Raw genomic sequence first — 19,911 nt, 5'->3', positions numbered from 1 at the left:
CGGTGGGCCGGTGGGCCGGTGGGCCGGTGGGCCGGTGGGCCGGTGGGCCGGTGGGCCGGTGGGCCGGTGGGCCGGTGGGCCGGTGGGCCGGTGGGTCAGACGGTCGCGGGCAGCGGCTCACCAGCGTGCGGCGCCGCCAGACGGCCGGTGCGGTGCAGGCCGTACAGGGCCGCCGCGCACGCCAGGCCCAGTGCGATCAGCGTGATCCACGGCAGCGCGGGCATCCCGGCCGCGCGGGCGGCGTCGAGCGCGGCGCCCGTGCCCAGGTTCCCGGCGGTGATGCCGATGCCGCAGATCGTGTTGTACAGCCCGTAGTGCGTGGCGACGAGGCGGTCACCGCAGAGGCGGACGATGGTGTCCATCTCGAACGGGTAGGCGATCATCGTGCCCACCGCCAGCAGCAGTGCGGCGAGCGTCGGTGGTACCGCCGCGAGCAGCCACAGTCCGATGCCGGACGCCGGGACGGGCAGGGCCGTGGCCAGCAGCAGGGGAACGAAGGCCAGCCCCATCGCCGCCAGCCCACGCACCAGCGCCTGCCCGGGCTCGTACCGCGCCTTGCACCACGCCGTCACCCGCGTCTGACCGAGGATCGTGCCCAGCCCGGAGACCGCGAAGAGCACCGCCACCGCCGCCGTGCCGAACTCCCCGTCCCCGCCGAGCCGGCGCACCTCAAGCGGCAGCGCCAGATAGACCTGGAAGGACAGGACGTACGACCCGATCATGGCGAGGGAGAAGAGCAGGAACGGCCGGTTGGCGAGGATGCCGCGCCACTGCGCGAACATGCTCTGGCTGCCGTCGCTCTCCTGCCGCTTGGCGTCCTCGGCCCGCCGGGCGGGCAGCGCGCGGATCTGTACCACACTCAGCAGCGCGAAGATCCCGGCCGCCACGAGGCAGGTGACGCGGAAGTCCACCCCGGTCAGCACCATGCCCACCAGCGGACCCAGCAGGATGCCCGCCTGGTAGAAGACGTTGAACAGCGCGAACGCCTCGACCCTGCGCTCCCCCGCGTCCGCCGCCACATAGGCCCGTACCGCGGGGTTGAACAGCGCGCCGGCCAGGCCCGTGGCCGCCGACGCGGCGATCAGCGCGGCGAGCGAGTCCACCATCCCCAGCGTCGCGAACCCGACGGTGCGCAGCACGCACCCGGCCACGATCATCGGCTTGTACCCGAGCCGGTCGGCGAGCGTCCCGCCGACGAGGAACATGCCCTGCTGGCTGAAGTTGCGTACGCCGAGGACGAGCCCCACGACCCAGCCGGCCAGCCCGAGGGTGCCGGACAGGTGGGCGGCCAGGTACGGCATCAGCATGTAGAAGCCGAGGTTGATGGTGAACTGGTTCACCATCAACAGCTGGACGCTGCGTTCGTACGACCGAACCTGGGTGAGGAGCCCCTTCACCGGCCCTCCTCCGCGGAGTCGGGCTCGACGCCCGTCGCGTCCTCGACAACGTCCCGTCCCGTGCCCTGCAAGGACAGGGGATCGACCACCGCGGTGCACCGGCTCCAGCGGATGACCTCCTTCTCGTCCAGGCGACCGATCAGCTCCGGTTCCGACGCCGGTGGGGAGCCCAGCAAGCCGTGGGCGGCGCAGTAGTCGTCGTCGTACACCGTGCCCAAGTAACGCTGCGGGCCATCGGGGAAGATCGCGGCGATCCGCGCGTCCGCGGGCATCGTCCGGGCCAGCCAGCCGGCCACCAGCGCGACCGCGCCGACACTCCATCCGCCGGTGGCGTAGTGGGAGGCGGCCAGTTGGCGGCATGTCCACACCGCCTCGGCCGGGGCCACCCAGTGCACCTCGGAGAAGTTCTCGTAGGCGACGTTGCGGGGGTAGATGCTGGAGCCCAGTCCGCGCATCAGACGGGGCCGGGCGGGCTGGCCGAAGATCGTCGAACCGGTCGTGTCCACGCCGACGACGGTCAGCTCCGGGTAGAGCTGACGCAGGACCCGGGAGACGCCCGCGGAGTGGCCGCCGGTGCCGACACTGCACACCAGCACGTCGATGTGGCCCATCTCCGAGGCCAGTTCGAGAGCCAGCGGGGTGTAGGCGGCGACGTTGTCCGGGTTGTTGTACTGGTCCGGGCACCAGGAACCGGGGTCCTGCTCCAGCAGCCGCCGGACGCGTTCGCGGCGGGCCTGCTGCCAGCCGCCGGTGGGGTGCGGCTCGGCGACGACGTTGACCTGGGCGCCGTACGCGGTCAGCAGCCGGGTCATGGACAACTCCAGCCCCGGATCGGTGACCAGGGTGACCGGATGGCCGTACACCATGCCGGCCAGGGCCAGTCCGAGGCCCAGGGTTCCGCTGGTGGACTCGATGATCCGCCCGCCGGGCCGCAGGTCGCCGCGGGCCCGGGCACGCTCCACCATGTGCAGGCCGGGGCGGTCCTTGATGCCGCCGGGGTTGAACCCCTCGAGCTTCGCCCAGAACCCGCGCCCGTCCGGGGTCAGTGGCTCGGACACCCGCAGCAGTGGGGTGTTGCCCACCAGCCCGGACAGGGCGGACCGGGCGGACCGGGCGGACCGGCCCGAATTGGTCGCGGCCGTGGTCGATGACTGCATATCTGTGTGTTCACTCTCGCTCGATGAATGCACGATGCGGGTTCATCTCGCGCCCCATGGCGACAGGGGCGGACCAAGGGTCCGTGTACCTGCCATGGGCGCGCGGCAGCCGGTGATGTGGGTCGGCTGCGAGCGAGTGGCCTAGATCCGCCACCGCGATGTACGGACGAGCGTCACGCGGCCGGTGCGTGCGCTGCGACGTCTGCGGAATTCAGGCCGCAGGAGGGGTCTTCCCACCGCCACGGACAGGGCGACGAGCACGACGAGGACCAGCGCGCCGAGGGGAAGGTCCTCGGACGACGCGGACGCGGTACGGATGATCACGTCCGCGGCACAGTCCTCAGCCCCGTGCGGGACGTGGGGGCCATGCGTGTCCCCGCCCGCCGCCATCACCGAAGCGGCGGCGGTCACGCGCCCCGACGCGTCGGTCTCCTCGGACAAGCCGTGCAGGACGGCGCACAGCACGAGCGCCATCACGAGCGCACCCCGGACCGCCGAGACGAGTCGGCGCCACAAGGGCGAGTCGCACGGTGCCCATGGGGCGTGCGCGGGCATACGGGAAAGTGTCGGCACAGGTCCTCCGCGCTGCTGCCGCCGCTCCGTCAAGGACGGAGTGCGGCGCAGACATGGGTGGGGCAGGACGGCATTCGACGAACGTGACGGCCCATCATGAGCACGGGACACGACGCTCGTCACGCGGCACCAGCCGAACCGGTGAAAACCGGCGGCCAGTTGGCGGACTCCTGCTCCTAGATCTGCTGCACCATCAAGGCCGCTCTCAGAGCCAGCGGTGATGCCCGGTCGATGGGCCGACCGGCAGCAGTCATGCGCAGGGCCGAGGCGTCATCGGCACGGGTCGATTCGCGAACCGACGCCGCGAAGCAGGGCAACACCAGGACGGGACCCTGCTGAGGCTGCCCGGACACGCAGTGCTCGCCAGGCTGTGACGGCTCGTGACCGCCACGGTGATCGTCGGCTTCCGCGGCGGACAGCGGCACGGTCTCGACGGCTGCGGGGGGAACGTCGTTGCCGCTCTCCCCATGCACACCATGCGTCACGAGGACGCCGAACAGGCACAGGGACAAGGTCAGCACGCGCAGCAGCGGACCCGCGCCGAAGCGGGTCCTGACGATGCGCCAGGGCGACCGAGCCGTAACCATGCCGTGATCCTAGCGGCTGGTCCACAGCGCTCGGCCACCGCTCCGGAAACACCGGGTCGAACGCCAGGACCCGTCGGGCGCGCCCCCGACGGGTCCTGGTGCTGCTTTCGGTGGGTCAGGCGACCGGTGCCGGTGCTTGGTTCCTCGGGGCCCTCGGTTCGAGGACGCGTTCGGCCAAGTACCCGAAGAGCAGGCCGAAGCCCACCCACAGCACGACCTGCACGCCGATCGAGGCGAGCCGGAACTCCCACAGTTCGTTGGCGGGGAAGCCGCTCGGGGTGTTGTCCCCGGACGGCAGGAACACCATGGCGACCGTGACGGCCGCCGCGAACGCCAGGCCGGCGGCGATGGAGGCGTTCCAGTTGCCCCACCGGGGTGCCAGGCGGCGGCCGGTCAGAATGGCCGCGATGCCCAGCAGCACGGTGAGCACGATCATCAGGAAGAACATCGCGGTGCGCTGGCCGATCGTGTCCGGGTTGCCGACCGCGGGCGGGTTCGCCGGGTACTTGAGCATCGGCACCAGGTACACGAGGACAAACGCGGCCAGTGCGGTCAGGGCGGCGGTGGCCCGAGCCGAGAACCGGCCGATACGCCCCAGCGCGAAGCAGAAGGCCAGGGCGGCGATCCCGCCGACCGCCACCCCGAAGACCAGGACCCCAGTGGCCAGCCCGGCGGTGGACTGCATCGTCCGGCTGACCAACTCCTCACCGTGCTCGTGGGAGTTGGCCGACTCGAAGGTGATCGCCGCGTCCACCGGCCCTTCGCCCACCAGGTAGGCGAAGACCAGAGCCGGGACCGCGGCGCCGAGGCCGGCGAGCATGCCGCGCACCAGCAGGGTGCGCACGACGGCGGAATTCACAGGTGTTCCGTCCGTCTCAGTGGCAGGGGAAGCCGAGCAGGTGGCGGGCGTCGTGCACCCACTCGTGCACGCCCTCACCGGAGAGGACGGAGGTGGCGCCCTGTTCGGCGCCCACGAAGTACAGCAGGACGAGCATCAGGACGCCGAAGAACACCGCCCACGGGGCGATCGACTTGAGCGGCAGTGGTTCGACGGCGACCTTGGTGGTGGGGGCAGGGGCGGCAGTGGACTGCGCCATGGCGAGACCTCCTCGGGAACAACGCGTCCCGTGTCGTGTGGAGCACGCGACGACGGCATGCGGGTCTGACTCACCACCACCTCCCGCGGGAGGGGCGGCACACAGTGGCGCGACCGTGCCGGACTTGCACCGGGCTTCCGTCGTACCGTCGTCCTTGTCATCCCGGATGGTAGGGGCAAGACAGGGATCGGCCAACATGGCGTACGCCACCTACGATGAGCCGACCGTGGTGAATTGCGGGAAGGGGCTCACATGACCGTCCGGCTCACGCTGGTGTGCGCCGCCGCGCCGGTGGGGCGCGAGGTGCGCTTCGGGGACGTCCCACTCGACGAGCGGTCGCTGCGGCAGGTAGGTACGGCCGCCGGATCGCTGCGGACGACAGGCACACCGTATGTCGCGCCGTCGCAGCGCTGCCGACAGACCGCACTCGCCCTGGGCTGGGGCGAGGTCGCCGTGGAGCCGGCGCTGCGGGATCTCGACCTGGGCTGCTGGCAGGGACGGACGCCCGAGGAGTTGGCGGCCGAGGACCCCGCGGCGTTCATGGCCTGGATGACGGACCCGGAGGCGGCCCCGCACGGCGGTGAGTCGGTGAGTGACCTGTGCCGCCGGGTGACTGCCTGGATGGACGCGCTCGCGGATGACGCGGGCCGAGTTCACGCGGTGGCCGAGCAGGCCGTGGTCCGAGCCGCGGTGCTCTCCGTGCTGGCTGCCCCGCTTCAGTCCTTCTGGCGCGTCGACGTCCCTCCGACGGCCGCCGTTGAGTTCACCGGTCGGGCCGGTCGCTGGCATCTGAGGATGGGGGGCATCCCGCAGCAAGAGGTCGGCGACGGCCCGTGAGCCGGCGATGCCCCGTGAGCTGCCACTGAACTCTTTTCAATCGCCCTACAGAACCGGCTCGCCCGACTACCCTGAGCTCCTGTGCGGCGGAAGGGGGCTCGGAGGATGGGGCACGGGGGGAACGCGGCGGAGCGGCAGCGGCCGCGGGTGTTCATCTCGTACGCCCATGACGACGAAGCCCACATCGAACAGGTGGAGACGCTCTACGAACTCCTGCGCAAAAGGGGCGGGTTGGACGCGAGACTCGACCTGTACGCGGCCGGGACGCCCCAGGACTGGGCGCGCTGGATGGAGCGACAGTGTGCGGACGCCGACTACACCCTCGTCATCGCCTCGCCCCAGTACAAGCTGCGCGCCGAGCGCGGGGAGCGGGACGGTGTGGGGCGTGGGGTCGGCTGGGAATCCCGTCTGCTGAGGAATCGGGTCTACAACGACTCCGAGACGTGGTTCGAGAAGATCCTCCTGATCCTCCTGCCCGGACGCCGTGAGCAGGAGCTGCCGGCGTTCCTCGTCGCGGAACAGGTGAGCCACTTCAAGGTGCCCTCGCTGGACGCGGCGGGCATCGAGGAACTCGTCCGGTACATGTGGCACCAGCCGTACCGAGTCGAGCCGGCCCTCGGGCCGATCCCCGCGTTCGGCATCCGCCCGCCGCTCGTTCCCGCCTCCGGTCAGCCCCGGGTCGTCGACGCCACGAGCGGGGCGGCGGAGCCTGTCGTACGCGACCTGGACGGGTGTCCCGGCGGGTTGGACGAGGCCGCCTGGCGGCAGTTGGCCCAGCTCCTCGGCGGGGTGCGGCCGGAGAGTTGGGCCGGGCAGGCGTACCACTGGTCCTTCGGGGCGACCGGCAGTCCGGGACGGGCCGCCGCGCCGTTCGGGACGCCCGACGGTGACCTGTACGCATGGGCCGAGGATCTCGGCGAGCGCCGCCACACGCCGGGCACGGTGCCGAAGCCGGTCACCTTCGCACACGCCCTGGCAGCCGGGTACGCCGCCGGGGAGAGCCCCGCCGATCTGGGGCGCGCTCGTGCGCTGGCCTCGTGGGTGGACCGGTTCCTGGACAGTCGGGCGCTGCCGATGCTGCCCGACGCCCCGGGCATCAAGCGGGGCGAGGCGACGCTAACCGTACGGCTGACCGAACATCCGCAGCGGCAGGACCGGTTCTACGCGGAGATATGGCTGCGCACGACGGACGGGAGACAGCCCCGGCGCCTTCAGCCGCCGGAGGAATCGGGGTCGCTCGCCGTGGACATGGACGGGGCACGCGACCTCCTTCAGGAGTCCATGCGCAACCTGGCCGGAGCGCTCGCCGACGGCGAGCAGGGGCTCGGTTCCAAGCTGGAGCGCATCGAGTTCGCCGTCTTCGACGGCCTGTTGGAGGAGACGTTCGAACAGTGGCCACTGCGACTGCGCAGTGGGCCGTGCCCGATCGGCAAGCTCTACGAGGTCGTGGTCCGCTGCCCGGACCAGCGCTGGGAGTTCGACCTGCCGCAGCTGTGGGCCCGCCGATGGGACTGGCTGACCGAGCGCAGCCGACACGACGAACGGCCGACGGCGTGGGTGGCGGACGAGGACATCGCGTGCCTGAACGAGCACATCGGCGCGTGGCGCAAGAACGACCGCCTGGCCTGCGTCGCGGTGTCGATGTCCCCGGCCCAGGAGGGCGTCTACGCGGCGCTGGACGTCGGAATGCCCATCGTCGTCTGGCAGCGCGACGGCCACCGCGGTGACCCCACCGTGCCGCCGTTGAACACACTCCTGGCACTGGACAAGGTGGCCGACGTGGCCGACCTGCCCGAGACGGTGGCCCAGTTGCGCAGAAGCACGCACCTGCCCGAAGCGGCCCGATCGAGCGTGGTCCTGCTCTGGGACGACCCGTATCACTCGCCGGCCGCGGACCCGCTGAGCGATGCGAACCTGATCGCCTGACACGACCGTCCGGCACGCTGCCGGAGACCGACCGGAGGTGCCGTGAAGGACTGGTGGATCTACAAGGGCGACCCGGCTGTGCCGACCGATCGACGCCTCGCACGGCTCGCCGAACACCAGCCGCCCTGGCGGGTGTTCGAGGGCGAGGTCGACCCGGACCACACCGTGCCCTCGCTCGACGACGACCAGTACGCGGCGGACCGCGAGCGCGGGGCGGGCTACCTCGCCGACGACGCCGAGATCGACCTCGTCAACACGGCCCTGCTGCTGCGGCGCCCGCTGCTGGTCACGGGAGTCCCGGGGGTGGGGAAGTCGACGTTGGCGTACAGCATCGCCGAGGACCTGGGCCTCGGCCCGGTGCTGCGGTGGCCCATCACCAGCCGGTCCTCGCTCCGCGACGGCCTCTACCGCTACGACGCGCTGCGGCGTCTGGAGGACGCCAACCTCACCCGCATGCGGGAGACCTCGGGCAAGCAGCACCCGGAAGAGGAGCAGCGCCCGGCGGTGGAGGACGTGCAGCGGACGGACGGCATCGGCCGGTACCTTCAGCTGGGCCCTCTGGGCACCGCGTTCCTGCCTGCCGAGCGCCCTCGCGTCCTGCTCGTCGACGAGATCGACAAGTGCGACATCGATCTGCCCGGCGACCTGCTCACCGTCCTGGACGAAGGGCGTTTCGACATCCCGGAGCTGACCCGCCTCGCCGATCATCAGCGGACGGTGACCGTGGGCACCGAAGATCCCGACGTACGGGCCCGGATCACCGCGGGCCGGGTGCAGTGCCGGGCCTTCCCGGTGGTCGTCCTCACCAGCAACGGGGAACGGGAGTTCCCGCCGGCCTTCCTGCGCCGCTGCATCAGGCTGACCATCGACCGGCCGGGGAAGGACAAGCTGCTGCGCATCATCGAGCAGCGCATCGGAGTCGCCGCCGCGGCGGCGGCCACCGGCCCCGACGGTCTGATCAGTACGTACCTGCAGCTACGCGAACGCGGCGAACTGGGCACGGACCAGCTGCTCAACGCCGTGCAGCTACGCCTGGCGGGCGCGTGGACGGCGCCGGAGGAGATCCGGGAGCTGGCGCAGGCGACACTGCAACCGCTGAGCGGGCCGGACGCGACGTGATCACCCACCTCCTGGATCTCCTGCGGGAGGGCGGGGTCGAGGACCCCGGCCCGGAGGAGCTGGCGGACATCCTGTGGCTCGCCCAGCACCTCGTCGGGGGCGAGCCGCCCGACGCGGGGGACGCGCCCGGCCCGACGGCGCACGCGTCGTCCGCCCAGCCGCCGGAACCCATGGAGGATCGGACACCGCGGCCTCAGGAACCTCCCGAGAGCACTGCCGGACCCGGCGCGGGCCGACCGTCCTCGCTGCACATCCGCGGCACGCACCGTCCCGCCCCCGCCGACCGCCTGGCCGCTCCCGTGCACGTCCCGGCGGAGGCCGCGCTGCCGCACGGCCTGGCGCTGACCAGGGCGCTGAGGGCGCTCACCCGCAAGGTGCCGTCCCGCACCGCGTTCGAACTGGACGAGGAGGCGACGGTCACGCGGCTCGTGGACGAGGACATCATGGTCCCGGTTCTGCGCCCCGAACCTGCTCGCCGGCTCGGCCTCACCCTGGTCGTCGACACCAGCCCCTCGATGGCCCTGTGGCACCACGAGGTCCGGGAACTGCACCAGGGCCTGGCACGGCTCGGCGCGTTCCGCGACATCCGCCGCTGGAACCTCTCCCCCGCCCCCGACGGCTCCGGGGTCGAGGTGCGCCCGCACCCGTCGGTGGGACGCCCGGCCCGGCATCACCGCGAGATCCTCGACCCGACCGGGAACCAGCTCATCGTCGTCCTCAGCGACACGGTCGGTTCCATCTGGCACGACGCGACGGCGGAGCGTCTGCTGCTCGACTGGGCGCGCCGCTCCCACGTCAGCGTCATGCATCTCCTGCCCACGTCGCTGTGGAACCGAGGAGGCGCAAGCCCGACGCCGGTGTCGCTGCGCATTCCGCAGCCGGGGGCGCCGAACACGCGGTGGGGACTCACGCTGCCCCGCCGCTTCGTCCCACGTCGACGACCTGCGCTGGCCGTTCCCGTGGTCGAACTGGAGCCCGGGCCGCTGCGGGGCTGGGCCCAGATGACGGCGGGCAACGGCCGCTGGACACCGACGGCGGCGCTGCTGCTGCCACAGCACGCGACGCGCGGACGGCTCGGCGCGGGCTCACCGCCCCGCTCTGCCGCACCGCTCCCACCGCCCGCACCGCCCGGCGCGGACGAGGCGATCCTGCGGTTCCGCCGGTCGTCGTCGCCACGGTCCTGGCACCTCGCGGGACTGCTGTCCGCGTTCCCCACGGTCACGCTGCCCGTGGCCCGGCTGGTGCAGCAGGCCATGCTGCCGGGTTCGTCCCGGAGCGAGCTGGCCGAGGTCTTCCTCGGCGGCATGCTGCGCCGGGCCGAGGACACGAGCGACGGCACCGAACACACGGAGCCCCTCTTCGAGTTCACCCCCGACGTCCGCGACGCACTCCTCAACGCTCAGTACCACAGTGACGTACAGCAGGCCCTGGCACTGGTGCGGGATCAGGTGTCGGCCTATCTGGAGCCCCGTTGGGGACATCCGCGTGCTTTCGACGCGGCCCTCACGGGGGTGGGCCGCAAGCGGGCGACCGTGCCCGTCACCGGGGAGGCGTTCGCCGCGCCCTCCGCGGCGGGGGTGACACGGCTCGGGCACGATCCTTTTTCCGCCTCGGACGAGGTGCCGGGTGCGAGGGGCGGGAGCGCGCCGGCGCGCGTCCTGATCAGTCACGTGGGTGCGGACCGCGCGTGGGCCGAGTGGGCTGCCTGGCATGTGCACGACGCCGGCTACGAGGTCGTACTGGACGAGTGGCAGCGGGAGCCGGGACGCGATCTCGTCGGCCGGCTGTGGCACGAGCTCCAGTGGTCGGGGACGCGCGTGGTCGCCTTGTTCTCACAGCACTACCCCGGCCCTGACCGGCCCCTCCTTCCGGAGGGCCTCAGCCGTCTGGCACTGAGCGGCGACGTGGTCCCGATACTCCTCGACGCATCCGGCCCCCCTCCGATCGCCCGGCCCCTGACGACGCTGTCGGACCTTGACGAGTGGGAGGCCCGGCGGACCCTGTTGGGGGCGGTGCGCAGTCCGTTCGGCGATCGGGCGGAGTTCCTTCCGGGCGCCGAGCCGGGCCGGCTGCGGCGGGCCGGGGACAGCGGACCCAAGCTGCCCGGGACGCGGCCGCGGGTGTGGAACCTGCGTCGGCGCGGTTCCGAGTTCACCGGCCGGGAGGGCGAACTCGCGGACGTCCGCAAGCGGCTGGCGCACGAGGGGCGAGTCGCCGTCATCGCCCTGCACGGACACGGCGGAGTCGGCAAGAGCCGGCTCGCCGTCGAGTACGCGTACCGCTTCAGTGGCGAGTACGACGTGGTCTGGTGGGTGGCGGCCGAGGATCTCGACCGGATTCCCGGACAACTGGCCCAGCTGGCCGAGGCCATGGGTGTCGCCCGGGCCGGCACGTCTGCCGAAGTCGCCCTGCCCGCTCTGTCGGCCGAACTGCGTTCGCGGCCCCGTTGGCTCCTCGTCTTCGACACGGCCGGGGACCCTGCCGTCGTGACCCACATTCCCGACGGGCCGGGTCACGTCCTGGTCACGTCCCGCGATCCGGATCTGCGGCTGAGCATCCCGGCCGTCTCCCTCGACGTGCTGTCCCTCACCGCGTCCGTGGCGCTGCTGCGCAGCCGTCGGCCGGAGCTGTCCGCCACGAACGCCGTGCGCCTGGCGGAGTCCCTGGGCCACCTCCCGCTGGCCTTGGAGATGGCCGGCGCCCTGCTCTCGACGATGAGCGTGGACACCTTTCTGACGGGCCTCGCACGATCAGTTGCCGGGCTGCCCGGGTGGACCCCGCCGGTGGTCGCCGTGATCCGGGAGAGCGTCCTGCACCTGCGCCGTCAGGACCGCGAGGCCGCCGACCTGCTCGACGCCTGTGCGCTGCTGCCGGCCTCCGAGCCCTTTCCCCTGCACGCCTGTGTCCCCGCGCAGCACGACAGGTCACCCCTGGGGCAGGCCCTGGCCGATCCACGGGCCCGCAACCGCCTGCTGAAGAAGGTGAGCGAGGTCGGGCTGGCCCGGGTGTCCGACGGCACCCTGCAACTGCACCAGCTCACCAAGGCCGTACTGCGAGACGATCTCTCCACTCAGGACCGCCGTCGGGCGGCCGGTCACGTCGGCCTGCTGCTCGCCTCGGCCTTCCCGAACGGCGTGCCGGACCCCGCGGCCAGGTCGCACTGGCCCGCTCTGCTGACTCACCTGCTGACCGTCGACCCTCGCGACCTCATCACCTCGGCCGTCCGTCACGCGGCGGGCGAGGGCTGCCGGTACCTCTACGAGCGGGGCGAGACCGAGAACGTCCTGCGCCGCCTGCGGGAGCTCGACCAGGGCTGGACGGTTTCGCTCGGGCCCGATCACCCCGACACCTTGCGGGTCGCCGCCCACCTCAGCGTCGTCCTGGCCGAGGAGGGGAGTCTGGAGGAGTCGCGAGCCCTGGCCGAGGACACCTACCAGCGTCGATGCCGGCTCCTGGGCGAGGATCACCCCGACACCCTCCGCGCGGCCACCCACCTCGCCGACCGCCTGGCGCGTCTCGGGCAGTACGACAGGGCGCTCAGGCTGACCAAGGACACGTACAGGCGACGGCGCCGGGCCCTGGGCGACGATCACCCGGACACCCTGCGCACGGCATCCGTCCTCGCCAAGCGCCTGACCGGCACCCTGCGGCTGCGGGAGGCACGGGTCGTGGCCGAGGACACGTACGGGCGACAGCGACGACTCCTCGGTGCCGAGCACCCCGACACCCTGCGCACCGAGTCCGTCCTGGCCGCCCTGCGGGATCGCACGGCGGAGGACGATCAGCCCAAGGTCTGATGGCGCACCTGGGAAGCCGGGGGTGTGGCGGGCTCGAAGGGATCCGGCTCCCTTCGCGGCAACAACAACTCCTCGTACCGCCCCAGCGCCAGCACCACGCCGAGCATGAGGAGTGGGAGTAGCACAGCGATCAGTGCCATGACCTGGTCCTTCTCCGGAACCGACGTGCGTGGGACGTGCGTGGGGGGTAAGGGACCGGGTCTCCCCCCTTCCGGTGTGCAAACCCTGTGTCGGCCCCCGATGTACGGGTACGCGGTGCGCACGCCCGAAGATCTGGAGGGAGTCATGCAGCGAGGCAGCGACCGGCTGAGCGTTCACCGTGACGACGAGATGAAGCACGAACTGCAGGGACTGTTGCGGTCCGGGCACCCCACCCGGACCGAGGAGTGGCACGATCCGGAGCCATCGGCCGACGACGACCCCGAGGTCGCCAGTGGGCCGGTGGGATGGCCGGGGCCCGCCACGGCGTCCCTGGCGACGGTCCGGCTCGAGCTGGCGCGGATTCTGGGCCGTAGCGCCTTCCCGGCAACCCCCCGGGAACTGATCGTCGCGCTGCGCCGTGGGTACGCGCCCGACGCCCTGGTCGAGCCGTTGGAGCGGTTGCCGCGTTCGTCGCGCTACGCCAACGTCCAGGAACTGGCCGAGGCCCTGACCGGGGCCGAGCGGTCCACGGGGCGCCGGAACGCATAGGGGACCGGTCGGCGGGTACTGCGGCCGGGTCACACCGACGCGGCCGCGGCACCCGCACCGGCCGGGAACGCAGGAGGGCCAGTGATGGCTGATTTCGTGAGGGACGTCATGACGCCGGGGGTGGTCGCCGTCCGTCCTGACGCCTCACTCGTCGAGGCCGCCCAGCTGATGCGCGCGCAGGACATCGGCGATGTGGTGGTGGCCGACGGACAGCAGGTCCTGGGCCTGCTCACCGACCGTGACATCACGGTGCGGGCGGTCGCGGACGGCGCCGATCCGCTGACGGTGAGCGCCCGGTCGGTGTGCACGCGCGACCCGGTGACGATCGGCCCGGGCGAGCGTGTGTCCGTCGCGGTCTCACTGATGCGCGAGCACGCGGTACGGCGGCTGCCGGTGGTGGAGAACGGCCTGCCGGTCGGCGTGGTCAGCCTCGGCGACCTGGCCGAGACCCAGGACCCCGAGTCGGCACTGGCCGAGATCAGCCGCGCCGCTCCCGACGAGTAGTGCGGCGCGGCAGCCGGGGCCGGACCGCTGAGGTCCCGGCCGCGCCGTGGCACGGCACCCGTGTCCTGCTGCCGTACGGCGAGGAGCCGCGGCGGCTGTGCGTGCCTGCGGCCGCCCGGCGGAGCACAAGCGCCCGACCAGCCACAAGGCCCATTTCACAGGCACGGAAGGACGTTGAGACATCATGCGTATCGCTTTTCTGACCGCACCCGAGGGCGTCGAGCAGGTCGAGCTCACCGATCCGTGGCAGGCGGCGGTGGACGCGGGGCACGAGCCGGTGCTCGTGTCGACGAAGCCGGGCACGATCCAGGCGTTCCATCACCTCGACAAGGCGGAGAAGTTCCCCGTGCAGGAAGTCGTCGGCGAGACGTCGGCCGACTCCTTCGGCGGGCTCGTTCTGCCGGGCGGGGTCGCCAACCCGGACTATCTGCGGATGAACCGCAAGGCGGTCGCGTTCGTGCGGGACTTCTTCGAGCAGGGCCGGCCGGTCGCCGCGATCTGCCACGCCTCGTGGACGCTGGTGGAGGCGGACGTCGTACGCGGCCGGGTGCTGACCTCCTGGCCGAGCCTGCAGACCGACATCCGCAACGCGGGCGGCACCTGGGTCGACGAGCAGGTGCGGATCTGCGACCACGGCCCCAACAAGCTGGTCACCAGCCGTAAGCCGGACGATCTGAAGGCCTTCTGCGAGACGTTCCTCGACGTGTTCGCCAAGGAGTCCGGGGAGGCGGCCTGATGGGAGACCGGGGGGGGTGGAGGTCGACCACACCGACGACTCGCTCGCCGCCGGCGAACGCGGGCCGACGCTGATGGAGGACTTCCACTTCCGGGAGAAGTTCACCCACCTCGACCACGAGCGGATCCCGGTGGGGGTCGCCCCACGCCTTTAAGTTCCACTGGAAGCCGAGGCTCGGTGTGCACTCGCTGGTGTGGGACGAGGCGCAGGAGTGCCAGGGCCGTGACCCGGACTTCAACCGACGGGATCTGTGGGACGCGATCGAGGCGGGCGAGTACCCGGAGTGGGAGCTGGTTGCCCAACTCTTGCCGGAGGAGGACGAGTTCGCGTTCGACTTCGATCTGCTCGACGCCACGAAGCTCATCCCGGAGGAGCAGGTTCCGGTGCGGCCGATCGGCCGGATGGTGCTGAACCGCAGCCCGGAGAACTTCTTCGCGCAGACCGAGCAGGTCGCGTTCCACACGGCGAACGTCGTGCCGGGCACCGACTTCACCAACGACCCGCTGCTCCAGGCCCGCAACTTCTCGCGCAACTGCCGGTGAACCGCCCGGTGGCCCCCGTACACGCAACTCGCCGAGCGCGTCGACGGCGCCAAGATCCGCCGCCGCAGCGCGAGTTTCCAGGATCACCACGTGCGGGCTCGTACGGTCGAGCATCTCGCCAAGGTGAACGGCGAGTTGGCGAGGTGGCACGCGGCATCGGGTGCCGGAGCCGTCGGGGAGCAGGCTGCGGACAAGCTGTCCTCCCCGGCACTGAGCCTGGAGTCGCTGCGCGGCGACGGCTCGATCCCGTACCCGGCAGGTCGCGGTCCTCGTCGCCGACGGCGTCGACACCGCACAGGTCACATCGGTGCGGGAGGCGCTCGCGGCCGAGGGCGCGAGCGTCGAGGCGTTGGCGCCGACGGACGGCGCGATCACCGGTGCCGACGGGGAACGGTACGCCGTCGACCGGGCGCTGCCGACCGTCGCCTCCGTGCTGTACGACGCCGTCCTGCTGCCCGGCGGTCCCGTGAGCACCCCGGCCACGGCCGCCGACCAGGACGCGATGCGTTTCGTACGGGACGCCTACCGGCACGGCAAGCCGGTCGGGGCGCTCGGCTCGGGCGTGGGGGGCCTCTCCTCCCTGAAGCTCCCTGAAGCCGGAGGGTCTGCGCCTGTCCGCCGAGTTCGACCGCACGGTGACCGACCAGGGCGTGGTGACGGACACGTCCCCGGGCCCGGCGAGCGAGGACTTCCTGCGCGCCTTCACCTCCGCCCTGGCGGCCCATCGACGAGGCTGGGCTGCGGCCCGGCCTCGTCCCTTTCGCGGCTCACACCGGCGGGACCGTCGGCTCCGGGCCGCCCGCGCCGCGGGCGCGGGCGCCCTCGCGGGTCCGGCCCGCGGCCACCGTGCGGCGTGGGTTGCGGCGCAGGTACTCGCCCTCCAGCTGCGCAGTGCGTTCGTTGTGGGCCCGCAGCGCGTCGTTCGAGCCGTACAGCAGCGTGTCGTGGCGCGTCCGGTGGATGGTCTCCAGCTCTTTCATGAGCTGTTGGTCGTCCAGCCGGCCGGGGTCGACTCCGGTCATGGTGGTGCCCCGCTCGTCGTGTTCATTCATGCGGTCCGGGTACCCGCCCGTTGAGCACACAGCCCCCGAGCGGCGTACGGGAGAGACCATGGATCTCGCCTTTCTGCATCCACTGTACGAACACTCCGGGCCCTGGGCCTCCGTGTACGTGGACACCTCACGGCACACGGAGGACACACCGCATGAGCGCCACCTGACCGCCCAGGCCCTGTCCCGGGACCTGGCCGAGCAGGGCGCCGACGATGCGACCTGCCGGGCCGTACGGAACGCTCTGGAGGAGTTGGAGCACTCCTCCGAGCCCCATGGACGTGCGGTCTTCGCCCGCGCGGGTGAGGTGGTCCTGGATCCGCCCCTGGCCCGCGCCCCGCTGCGCGACACCGCCCACCGGGCGCCGCTGCCGCACACCGCGCCGCTGCTGGAGCTGGCGGGTGAGGACCCGGTCTGCGTGGTGGCCTACGTCGACCGCAGGGGCGCCGCCTTCGAGCTGCGCACCGCGCTGGGCCGGCGGGACGTCGGCTCGGTCACCGGACGGCAGCATCCGATCCACCGTACGAGCACGGTCGACTGGTCCGAGCGGCACTTCCAGCTCAAGGTGGAGAACACCTGGGAGCACAACGCGGCCGAGATCGCCGACGCGCTCACCGTCTGCCAGGAGGAGACCCGCGCCGACCTGCTGATCCTGGTGGGTGACGACCGGGAGCGGCGGACCGTGCACGACCGGCTGCCGCAGCGGCTGCACGACCTCGTGGTCGAGGCCCCGCACGGCACCGGCAGCAGGCTGCTCGACGCGGACGTCGAACAGGCGCGCGAGGACCATGTACGACAGCGGGCAGAGCGCGAGCTGGAACGGTTCCTGGCGGCCCGCGCGCCGGATCCCGAGGGGCGGGCCGCCGCGGCGGAGGGCGTGCCCGCGCTGATCGAGGCCGCGCGGGAGCACCGTATCGACGAACTCCTGATCCGCCCGGACGGTCCCGACGCCCACCGCGAGGTGTGGATCGGCGAGGATGCGGACCAGGTGGCGGTACGCCGTACGGACCTGAAGATCCTCGGCGAGCAGCGCTCCTGGGCGGCCCGTGCGGATGACGCGCTGATCCGTTGCGCGGTCGCGACGGGCGCGCCCGCGCTGTCGGTGACGCCGGCGGACCCGGCCACGGAGCCGGCGGGCGGGCTGGGGGCACTGTTGCGCTGGGCGTGAGCGGGCGCCGGGGCGGGTCCGCGAGGGTTTTTCGCCCCCGCCGCCCCTACCCGTCCCGCCCCTGGGGGCTGCGCCCCCAGACCCCCGCTTCGGCCCTGGACGGGCCTCGTCCTCAAGCGCCGGACGGGCTGGGATTGCGGGCCGGCGCTTCAGAGGCGAAGCCCTCAGCGGGGTGGGTGGGGGCTCGGGACGGTGTGGTCTCACCCTCAAGCGCCGGACGGGCTGATTCAGCCCCTCCGGCGTTTGAGGAGCGGGGGTCCAGGGGGCAGAGCCCCCTGGCGGGGTCGAAGGGGCAGCGCCCCTGGGGATGGGACGGGTAGGGGCGGCGGGGGCGAGGAACCTACCGCGCCCGCTCCACCCTCCGCTCGTCCCACACCGGCTCCGGCGTCTCGCGCACCCGCCCGTCGCTGCCGAAGACCAGATACCGGTCGAAGGAGCGGGCGAACCAGCGGTCGTGTGTGACCGCCAGCACCGTGCCCTCGAAGGCCTCCAGGCCCTCCTGGAGCGCCTCCGCGGACTCCAGGTCGAGGTTGTCGGTCGGCTCGTCGAGGAGCAGGGCCGTGACCCCCTCCAGCTCCAGCAGGAGGATCTGGAAACGGGCCTGCTGGCCGCCGGAGAGGCGGTCGAAGGCCTGCTCGGCCTGATGGGTGAGCTCGTAGCGGCGCAGCCGGGACATCGCCGCGCCCCGGTCCTGGGCGTGCTCCTTCCACAGGATGTCGAGGAGGGTCCGGCCCATCAGCTCGGGGTGCGCGTGCGTCTGCGCGAAGTGGCCGGGCACGACGCGCGCACCCAGCTTCCACTCCCCCGTGTGCGCGACGTCCTCGCCGGCCAGCAGACGCAGGAAATGCGACTTGCCGGAGCCGTTGGAGCCGAGGACGGCGACGCGTTCGCCGTAGAAGACCTCCAGGGAGAACGGCTTCATCAGCCCCGTGAGCTCAACTCCCTTGCAGGTGACGGCCCTCACCCCGGTACGGCCGCCCTTCAGCCGCATCCTGATGTCCTGCTCGCGCGGCGGTTCCGGCGGCGGTCCCGCCTCCTCGAACTTGCGCAGCCGGGTCTGGGCGGCCCGGTAGCGGGAGGCCATGTCGGGGCTGTTCTCGGCGGCTTGACGGAGCGTCAGCACCAGCTTCTTCAGCTGCGCGTGCTTCTCGTCCCAGCGTTTGCGCAACTCCTCGAAGCGGGCGAAGCGCAGGCGCCGCGCCTCGTGGTACGTCGCGAAGCCGCCGCCGTGCACCCAGGCGTCGGCCCCGGCAGGCGAGGGTTCCACGGAGACGATCTTCTCGGCGGCGCGGGCGAGGAGTTCACGGTCGTGCGAGACGAAGAGGACCGTCTTGCGGGTCTCCTTCAGCCGCTCCTCCAGCCAGCGCTTGCCGGGTACGTCGAGGTAGTTGTCGGGCTCGTCGAGCAGCAGCACCTCGTCGGTGCCGCGCAGCAGCGCCTCCAGCACCAGCCGCTTCTGCTCGCCGCCCGACAGGGTTCGCACCTGCCGCCACTGCGCTTTCTCGTACGGCACGCCGAGCGCGGCCGTGGTGCACATGTCCCACAGCGTCTCGGCCTCGTACCCGCGCGCCTCGGCCCAGTCGGAGAGCGCCTGCGCGTACTTCAGCTGGGCGGCCTCGTCGTCGACGGTCATCATGGCGTGCTCTGCGGCGTCGACGGCCTTCGCGGCCTCGCGGATGCGGGGCGGGGCGACCGACACGAGCAGGTCGCGAACGGTCGTCTCGTCCCGTACGGATCCCACGAACTGCCGCATCACTCCGAGGCCGCCACTGACGGTGACGGTGCCGCCGTGCGGTTTCAGCTCACCGGAGATCAGCCGCAGCAGGGTCGTCTTGCCGGCACCGTTGGGTCCGACGAGCGCGACGACGGCGCCTTCGCCCACCCGGAACGACACGTCGCCGAGCAACGCCCTCCCGTCAGGGAGGTAGTACTCGAGGTGCGCTGCTTCCAGATGTCCCATAGGGCCGCATTCTGAGGCTCACCCACGGCACCGGGCAAATACTTATCCCGAGCTCACGGTCCTACTCGGCGTCCACCGGCCACCCCGTCGGCCCGCCCTCCCCCGCCGGAGCCACCACAGCCCCCGCCCAGGTCAGCGCCTTCCACCCGTCGGACGGCGACCCCTCCAGGATCACCACGCCGGTGTTGTCGAGCGGCCGCGCGGCGGCGAAGGCGACGTCGACGTTGCCCGCCCGCGCCGCCGTCCACATGCGGATCGCGGCGCCGTGGCTGACCATCGCGACGGTCCCGGCCCCGCTGTCGGCGGCCTCCGCCACCACGGAGTCGTAGCGCGCCAGCGCCTCCACCCCGCTCTCACCACCCGGCATACGCAGCTCCGTGTCGCCGGCCGCCCAGGCGAACACGGTCTTCATGTAGGCGTGCCCGGCCTCCGTGTCACCGCGCAGCATCTCCAGCTCCCCCGCGAACACCTCACGGATCCCGTCGCGAACGAGCACGTCGAGGCCGTGCGCGGCAGCCAGCGGGGCGGCGGTGAGCTGGGTGCGGATCAGGGTGGAGGCGTAGATCGCCTCGATGTCCTCGTCGGCCAGTGCCGCTGGGAGGGCGGCGGCCTGCTGTTCGCCGAGTGCGGTCAGGCCGGCCCCGGGGACGGCCGTGTCCAGCAGGTACTCCACGTTGGAGGGCGTCTGACCGTGGCGGACGAGGAGCAGGCGCATGTACGGGTTCCTCCGTGTGTCGGTCACCGTCGGCCGGACAGGAAACGGCCACTTCAG

Annotated in this window: 18 protein-coding genes and 1 pseudogene; 9 read left to right on the top strand and 10 right to left on the bottom strand. The window is 72.1% G+C overall.

Going from position 1 to position 19,911, the window contains the following annotated elements:
* Positions 1-95 precede the first annotated feature (95 nt).
* The 6 genes from AB5J49_RS39895 to AB5J49_RS39870 form a co-directional block, all read right to left on the bottom strand.
* Positions 96-1,397 carry an MFS transporter gene (locus AB5J49_RS39895; RefSeq protein ID WP_369173765.1) on the bottom strand — a complete coding sequence of 434 codons (1,302 nt, stop codon included), beginning with the start codon at positions 1,395-1,397 and terminating at the stop codon, positions 96-98.
* Entirely contained in the window at positions 1,394-2,554 is a 1,161-nt protein-coding gene (locus AB5J49_RS39890) for a PLP-dependent cysteine synthase family protein (protein WP_369173764.1), read from the bottom strand. Before AB5J49_RS39890 ends, AB5J49_RS39895 begins: the two co-directional genes overlap by 4 nt.
* Before the next feature lie 141 nt (positions 2,555-2,695).
* Entirely contained in the window at positions 2,696-3,109 is a 414-nt protein-coding gene (locus AB5J49_RS39885; protein ID WP_369173763.1) for a hypothetical protein, read from the bottom strand.
* A gap of 194 nt (positions 3,110-3,303) precedes the next feature.
* Positions 3,304-3,714 carry a hypothetical protein gene (locus AB5J49_RS39880; protein ID WP_369173762.1) on the bottom strand — a complete coding sequence of 137 codons (411 nt, stop codon included), beginning with the start codon at positions 3,712-3,714 and terminating at the stop codon, positions 3,304-3,306.
* Between the two features lie 115 nt (positions 3,715-3,829).
* Positions 3,830-4,573: a CbtA family protein gene (locus AB5J49_RS39875; protein ID WP_369173761.1), complete on the bottom strand. Its 744-nt coding sequence runs from the start codon at positions 4,571-4,573 to the stop codon at positions 3,830-3,832.
* Between the two features lie 16 nt (positions 4,574-4,589).
* Positions 4,590-4,811 (bottom strand): CbtB-domain containing protein, encoded by a 222-nt coding sequence (locus AB5J49_RS39870; protein WP_369173760.1) that lies wholly within the window; start codon positions 4,809-4,811, stop codon positions 4,590-4,592.
* A gap of 252 nt (positions 4,812-5,063) precedes the next feature.
* Between AB5J49_RS39870 and AB5J49_RS39865 the strand changes: the two genes are divergently transcribed.
* The 4 genes from AB5J49_RS39865 to fxsT all read left to right on the top strand — a co-directional run bounded on the left by AB5J49_RS39865 (position 5,064) and on the right by fxsT (position 12,490).
* Positions 5,064-5,648: a histidine phosphatase family protein gene (locus AB5J49_RS39865; RefSeq protein WP_369173759.1), complete on the top strand. Its 585-nt coding sequence runs from the start codon at positions 5,064-5,066 to the stop codon at positions 5,646-5,648.
* A gap of 105 nt (positions 5,649-5,753) precedes the next feature.
* Positions 5,754-7,574: a TIR domain-containing protein gene (locus tag AB5J49_RS39860; RefSeq protein ID WP_369173758.1), complete on the top strand. Its 1,821-nt coding sequence runs from the start codon at positions 5,754-5,756 to the stop codon at positions 7,572-7,574.
* 42 nt (positions 7,575-7,616) lie between these two features.
* The gene (locus AB5J49_RS39855; RefSeq protein ID WP_369173757.1) at positions 7,617-8,693 is read left to right on the top strand and encodes an AAA family ATPase; all 1,077 of its coding nucleotides are present in this window, start codon (positions 7,617-7,619) and stop codon (positions 8,691-8,693) included.
* The gene (gene fxsT / locus AB5J49_RS39850) at positions 8,690-12,490 is read left to right on the top strand and encodes an FxSxx-COOH system tetratricopeptide repeat protein (RefSeq protein ID WP_369173756.1); all 3,801 of its coding nucleotides are present in this window, start codon (positions 8,690-8,692) and stop codon (positions 12,488-12,490) included. The genes AB5J49_RS39855 and fxsT overlap by 4 nt, the downstream gene beginning before the upstream one ends.
* Here fxsT and AB5J49_RS39845 read toward each other — a convergent pair.
* A complete protein-coding gene (locus AB5J49_RS39845; RefSeq protein WP_369173755.1) occupies positions 12,475-12,630 on the bottom strand; it encodes a hypothetical protein in 156 nt (51 codons plus the stop codon). The two genes, fxsT and AB5J49_RS39845, sit on opposite strands and share 16 nt — an antisense overlap.
* 145 nt (positions 12,631-12,775) lie before the next feature.
* On the opposite strand from AB5J49_RS39845, the gene AB5J49_RS39840 reads away from it, so the two are divergent.
* The 4 genes and pseudogenes from AB5J49_RS39840 to AB5J49_RS39825 all read left to right on the top strand — a co-directional run.
* Positions 12,776-13,180: a DUF2795 domain-containing protein gene (locus AB5J49_RS39840; RefSeq protein WP_369173754.1), complete on the top strand. Its 405-nt coding sequence runs from the start codon at positions 12,776-12,778 to the stop codon at positions 13,178-13,180.
* 84 nt (positions 13,181-13,264) lie between these two features.
* Positions 13,265-13,684 (top strand): CBS domain-containing protein, encoded by a 420-nt coding sequence (locus tag AB5J49_RS39835; protein ID WP_369173753.1) that lies wholly within the window; start codon positions 13,265-13,267, stop codon positions 13,682-13,684.
* 184 nt (positions 13,685-13,868) lie between these two features.
* Positions 13,869-14,420 (top strand): type 1 glutamine amidotransferase domain-containing protein, encoded by a 552-nt coding sequence (locus AB5J49_RS39830; RefSeq protein ID WP_369173752.1) that lies wholly within the window; start codon positions 13,869-13,871, stop codon positions 14,418-14,420.
* 13 nt (positions 14,421-14,433) lie between these two features.
* Positions 14,434-15,690, top strand: a pseudogene (locus AB5J49_RS39825) (catalase); the annotation flags it as partial.
* A gap of 39 nt (positions 15,691-15,729) precedes the next feature.
* Here AB5J49_RS39825 and AB5J49_RS39820 read toward each other — a convergent pair.
* Complete coding sequence (locus AB5J49_RS39820; protein ID WP_369175410.1) at positions 15,730-16,014, bottom strand: DUF6158 family protein; 285 nt, start codon at positions 16,012-16,014, stop codon at positions 15,730-15,732.
* Between the two features lie 58 nt (positions 16,015-16,072).
* Here AB5J49_RS39820 and AB5J49_RS39815 point away from each other — a divergent pair, with 58 nt between their 5' ends.
* On the top strand, positions 16,073-17,179 hold the full coding sequence (locus AB5J49_RS39815; RefSeq protein WP_369173751.1) for a Vms1/Ankzf1 family peptidyl-tRNA hydrolase: 1,107 nt from the start codon (positions 16,073-16,075) through the stop codon (positions 17,177-17,179).
* Between the two features lie 340 nt (positions 17,180-17,519).
* Here AB5J49_RS39815 and AB5J49_RS39810 read toward each other — a convergent pair whose 3' ends face one another.
* Positions 17,520-19,139 (bottom strand): ABC-F family ATP-binding cassette domain-containing protein, encoded by a 1,620-nt coding sequence (locus AB5J49_RS39810; protein ID WP_369173750.1) that lies wholly within the window; start codon positions 19,137-19,139, stop codon positions 17,520-17,522.
* A 61-nt stretch (positions 19,140-19,200) separates the two neighbouring features.
* Complete coding sequence (locus AB5J49_RS39805; protein ID WP_369173749.1) at positions 19,201-19,854, bottom strand: histidine phosphatase family protein; 654 nt, start codon at positions 19,852-19,854, stop codon at positions 19,201-19,203.
* Between the last annotated feature and the right edge of the window lie 57 nt (positions 19,855-19,911).

The sequence above is a fragment of the Streptomyces sp. R28 genome (assembly GCF_041052385.1).
In the GTDB taxonomy this organism is placed as follows: Bacteria; Actinomycetota; Actinomycetes; order Streptomycetales; family Streptomycetaceae; genus Streptomyces.
Note: the sequence above shows the minus strand (reverse complement) of the source record. Positions and strands in the feature narration are given on the sequence as shown.

Excerpts from the sequence above, each read along its gene's own strand:
- AB5J49_RS39890 (WP_369173764.1), bottom strand. The coding sequence starts at position 2,554 with ATGCAGTCATCGACCACGGCCGCGACCAATTCGGGCCGGTCCGCCCGG.
- AB5J49_RS39885 (WP_369173763.1), bottom strand. The coding sequence starts at position 3,109 with ATGCCCGCGCACGCCCCATGGGCACCGTGCGACTCGCCCTTGTGGCGC.
- AB5J49_RS39880 (WP_369173762.1), bottom strand. The coding sequence starts at position 3,714 with ATGGTTACGGCTCGGTCGCCCTGGCGCATCGTCAGGACCCGCTTCGGC.
- AB5J49_RS39870 (WP_369173760.1), bottom strand. The coding sequence starts at position 4,811 with ATGGCGCAGTCCACTGCCGCCCCTGCCCCCACCACCAAGGTCGCCGTC.
- AB5J49_RS39865 (WP_369173759.1), top strand. The coding sequence starts at position 5,064 with ATGACCGTCCGGCTCACGCTGGTGTGCGCCGCCGCGCCGGTGGGGCGC.
- AB5J49_RS39860 (WP_369173758.1), top strand. The coding sequence starts at position 5,754 with ATGGGGCACGGGGGGAACGCGGCGGAGCGGCAGCGGCCGCGGGTGTTC.
- AB5J49_RS39845 (WP_369173755.1), bottom strand. The coding sequence starts at position 12,630 with ATGGCACTGATCGCTGTGCTACTCCCACTCCTCATGCTCGGCGTGGTG.
- AB5J49_RS39840 (WP_369173754.1), top strand. The coding sequence starts at position 12,776 with ATGCAGCGAGGCAGCGACCGGCTGAGCGTTCACCGTGACGACGAGATG.
- AB5J49_RS39835 (WP_369173753.1), top strand. The coding sequence starts at position 13,265 with ATGGCTGATTTCGTGAGGGACGTCATGACGCCGGGGGTGGTCGCCGTC.
- AB5J49_RS39830 (WP_369173752.1), top strand. The coding sequence starts at position 13,869 with ATGCGTATCGCTTTTCTGACCGCACCCGAGGGCGTCGAGCAGGTCGAG.
- AB5J49_RS39820 (WP_369175410.1), bottom strand. The coding sequence starts at position 16,014 with ATGAATGAACACGACGAGCGGGGCACCACCATGACCGGAGTCGACCCC.
- AB5J49_RS39815 (WP_369173751.1), top strand. The coding sequence starts at position 16,073 with ATGGATCTCGCCTTTCTGCATCCACTGTACGAACACTCCGGGCCCTGG.
- AB5J49_RS39810 (WP_369173750.1), bottom strand. The coding sequence starts at position 19,139 with ATGGGACATCTGGAAGCAGCGCACCTCGAGTACTACCTCCCTGACGGG.
- AB5J49_RS39805 (WP_369173749.1), bottom strand. The coding sequence starts at position 19,854 with ATGCGCCTGCTCCTCGTCCGCCACGGTCAGACGCCCTCCAACGTGGAG.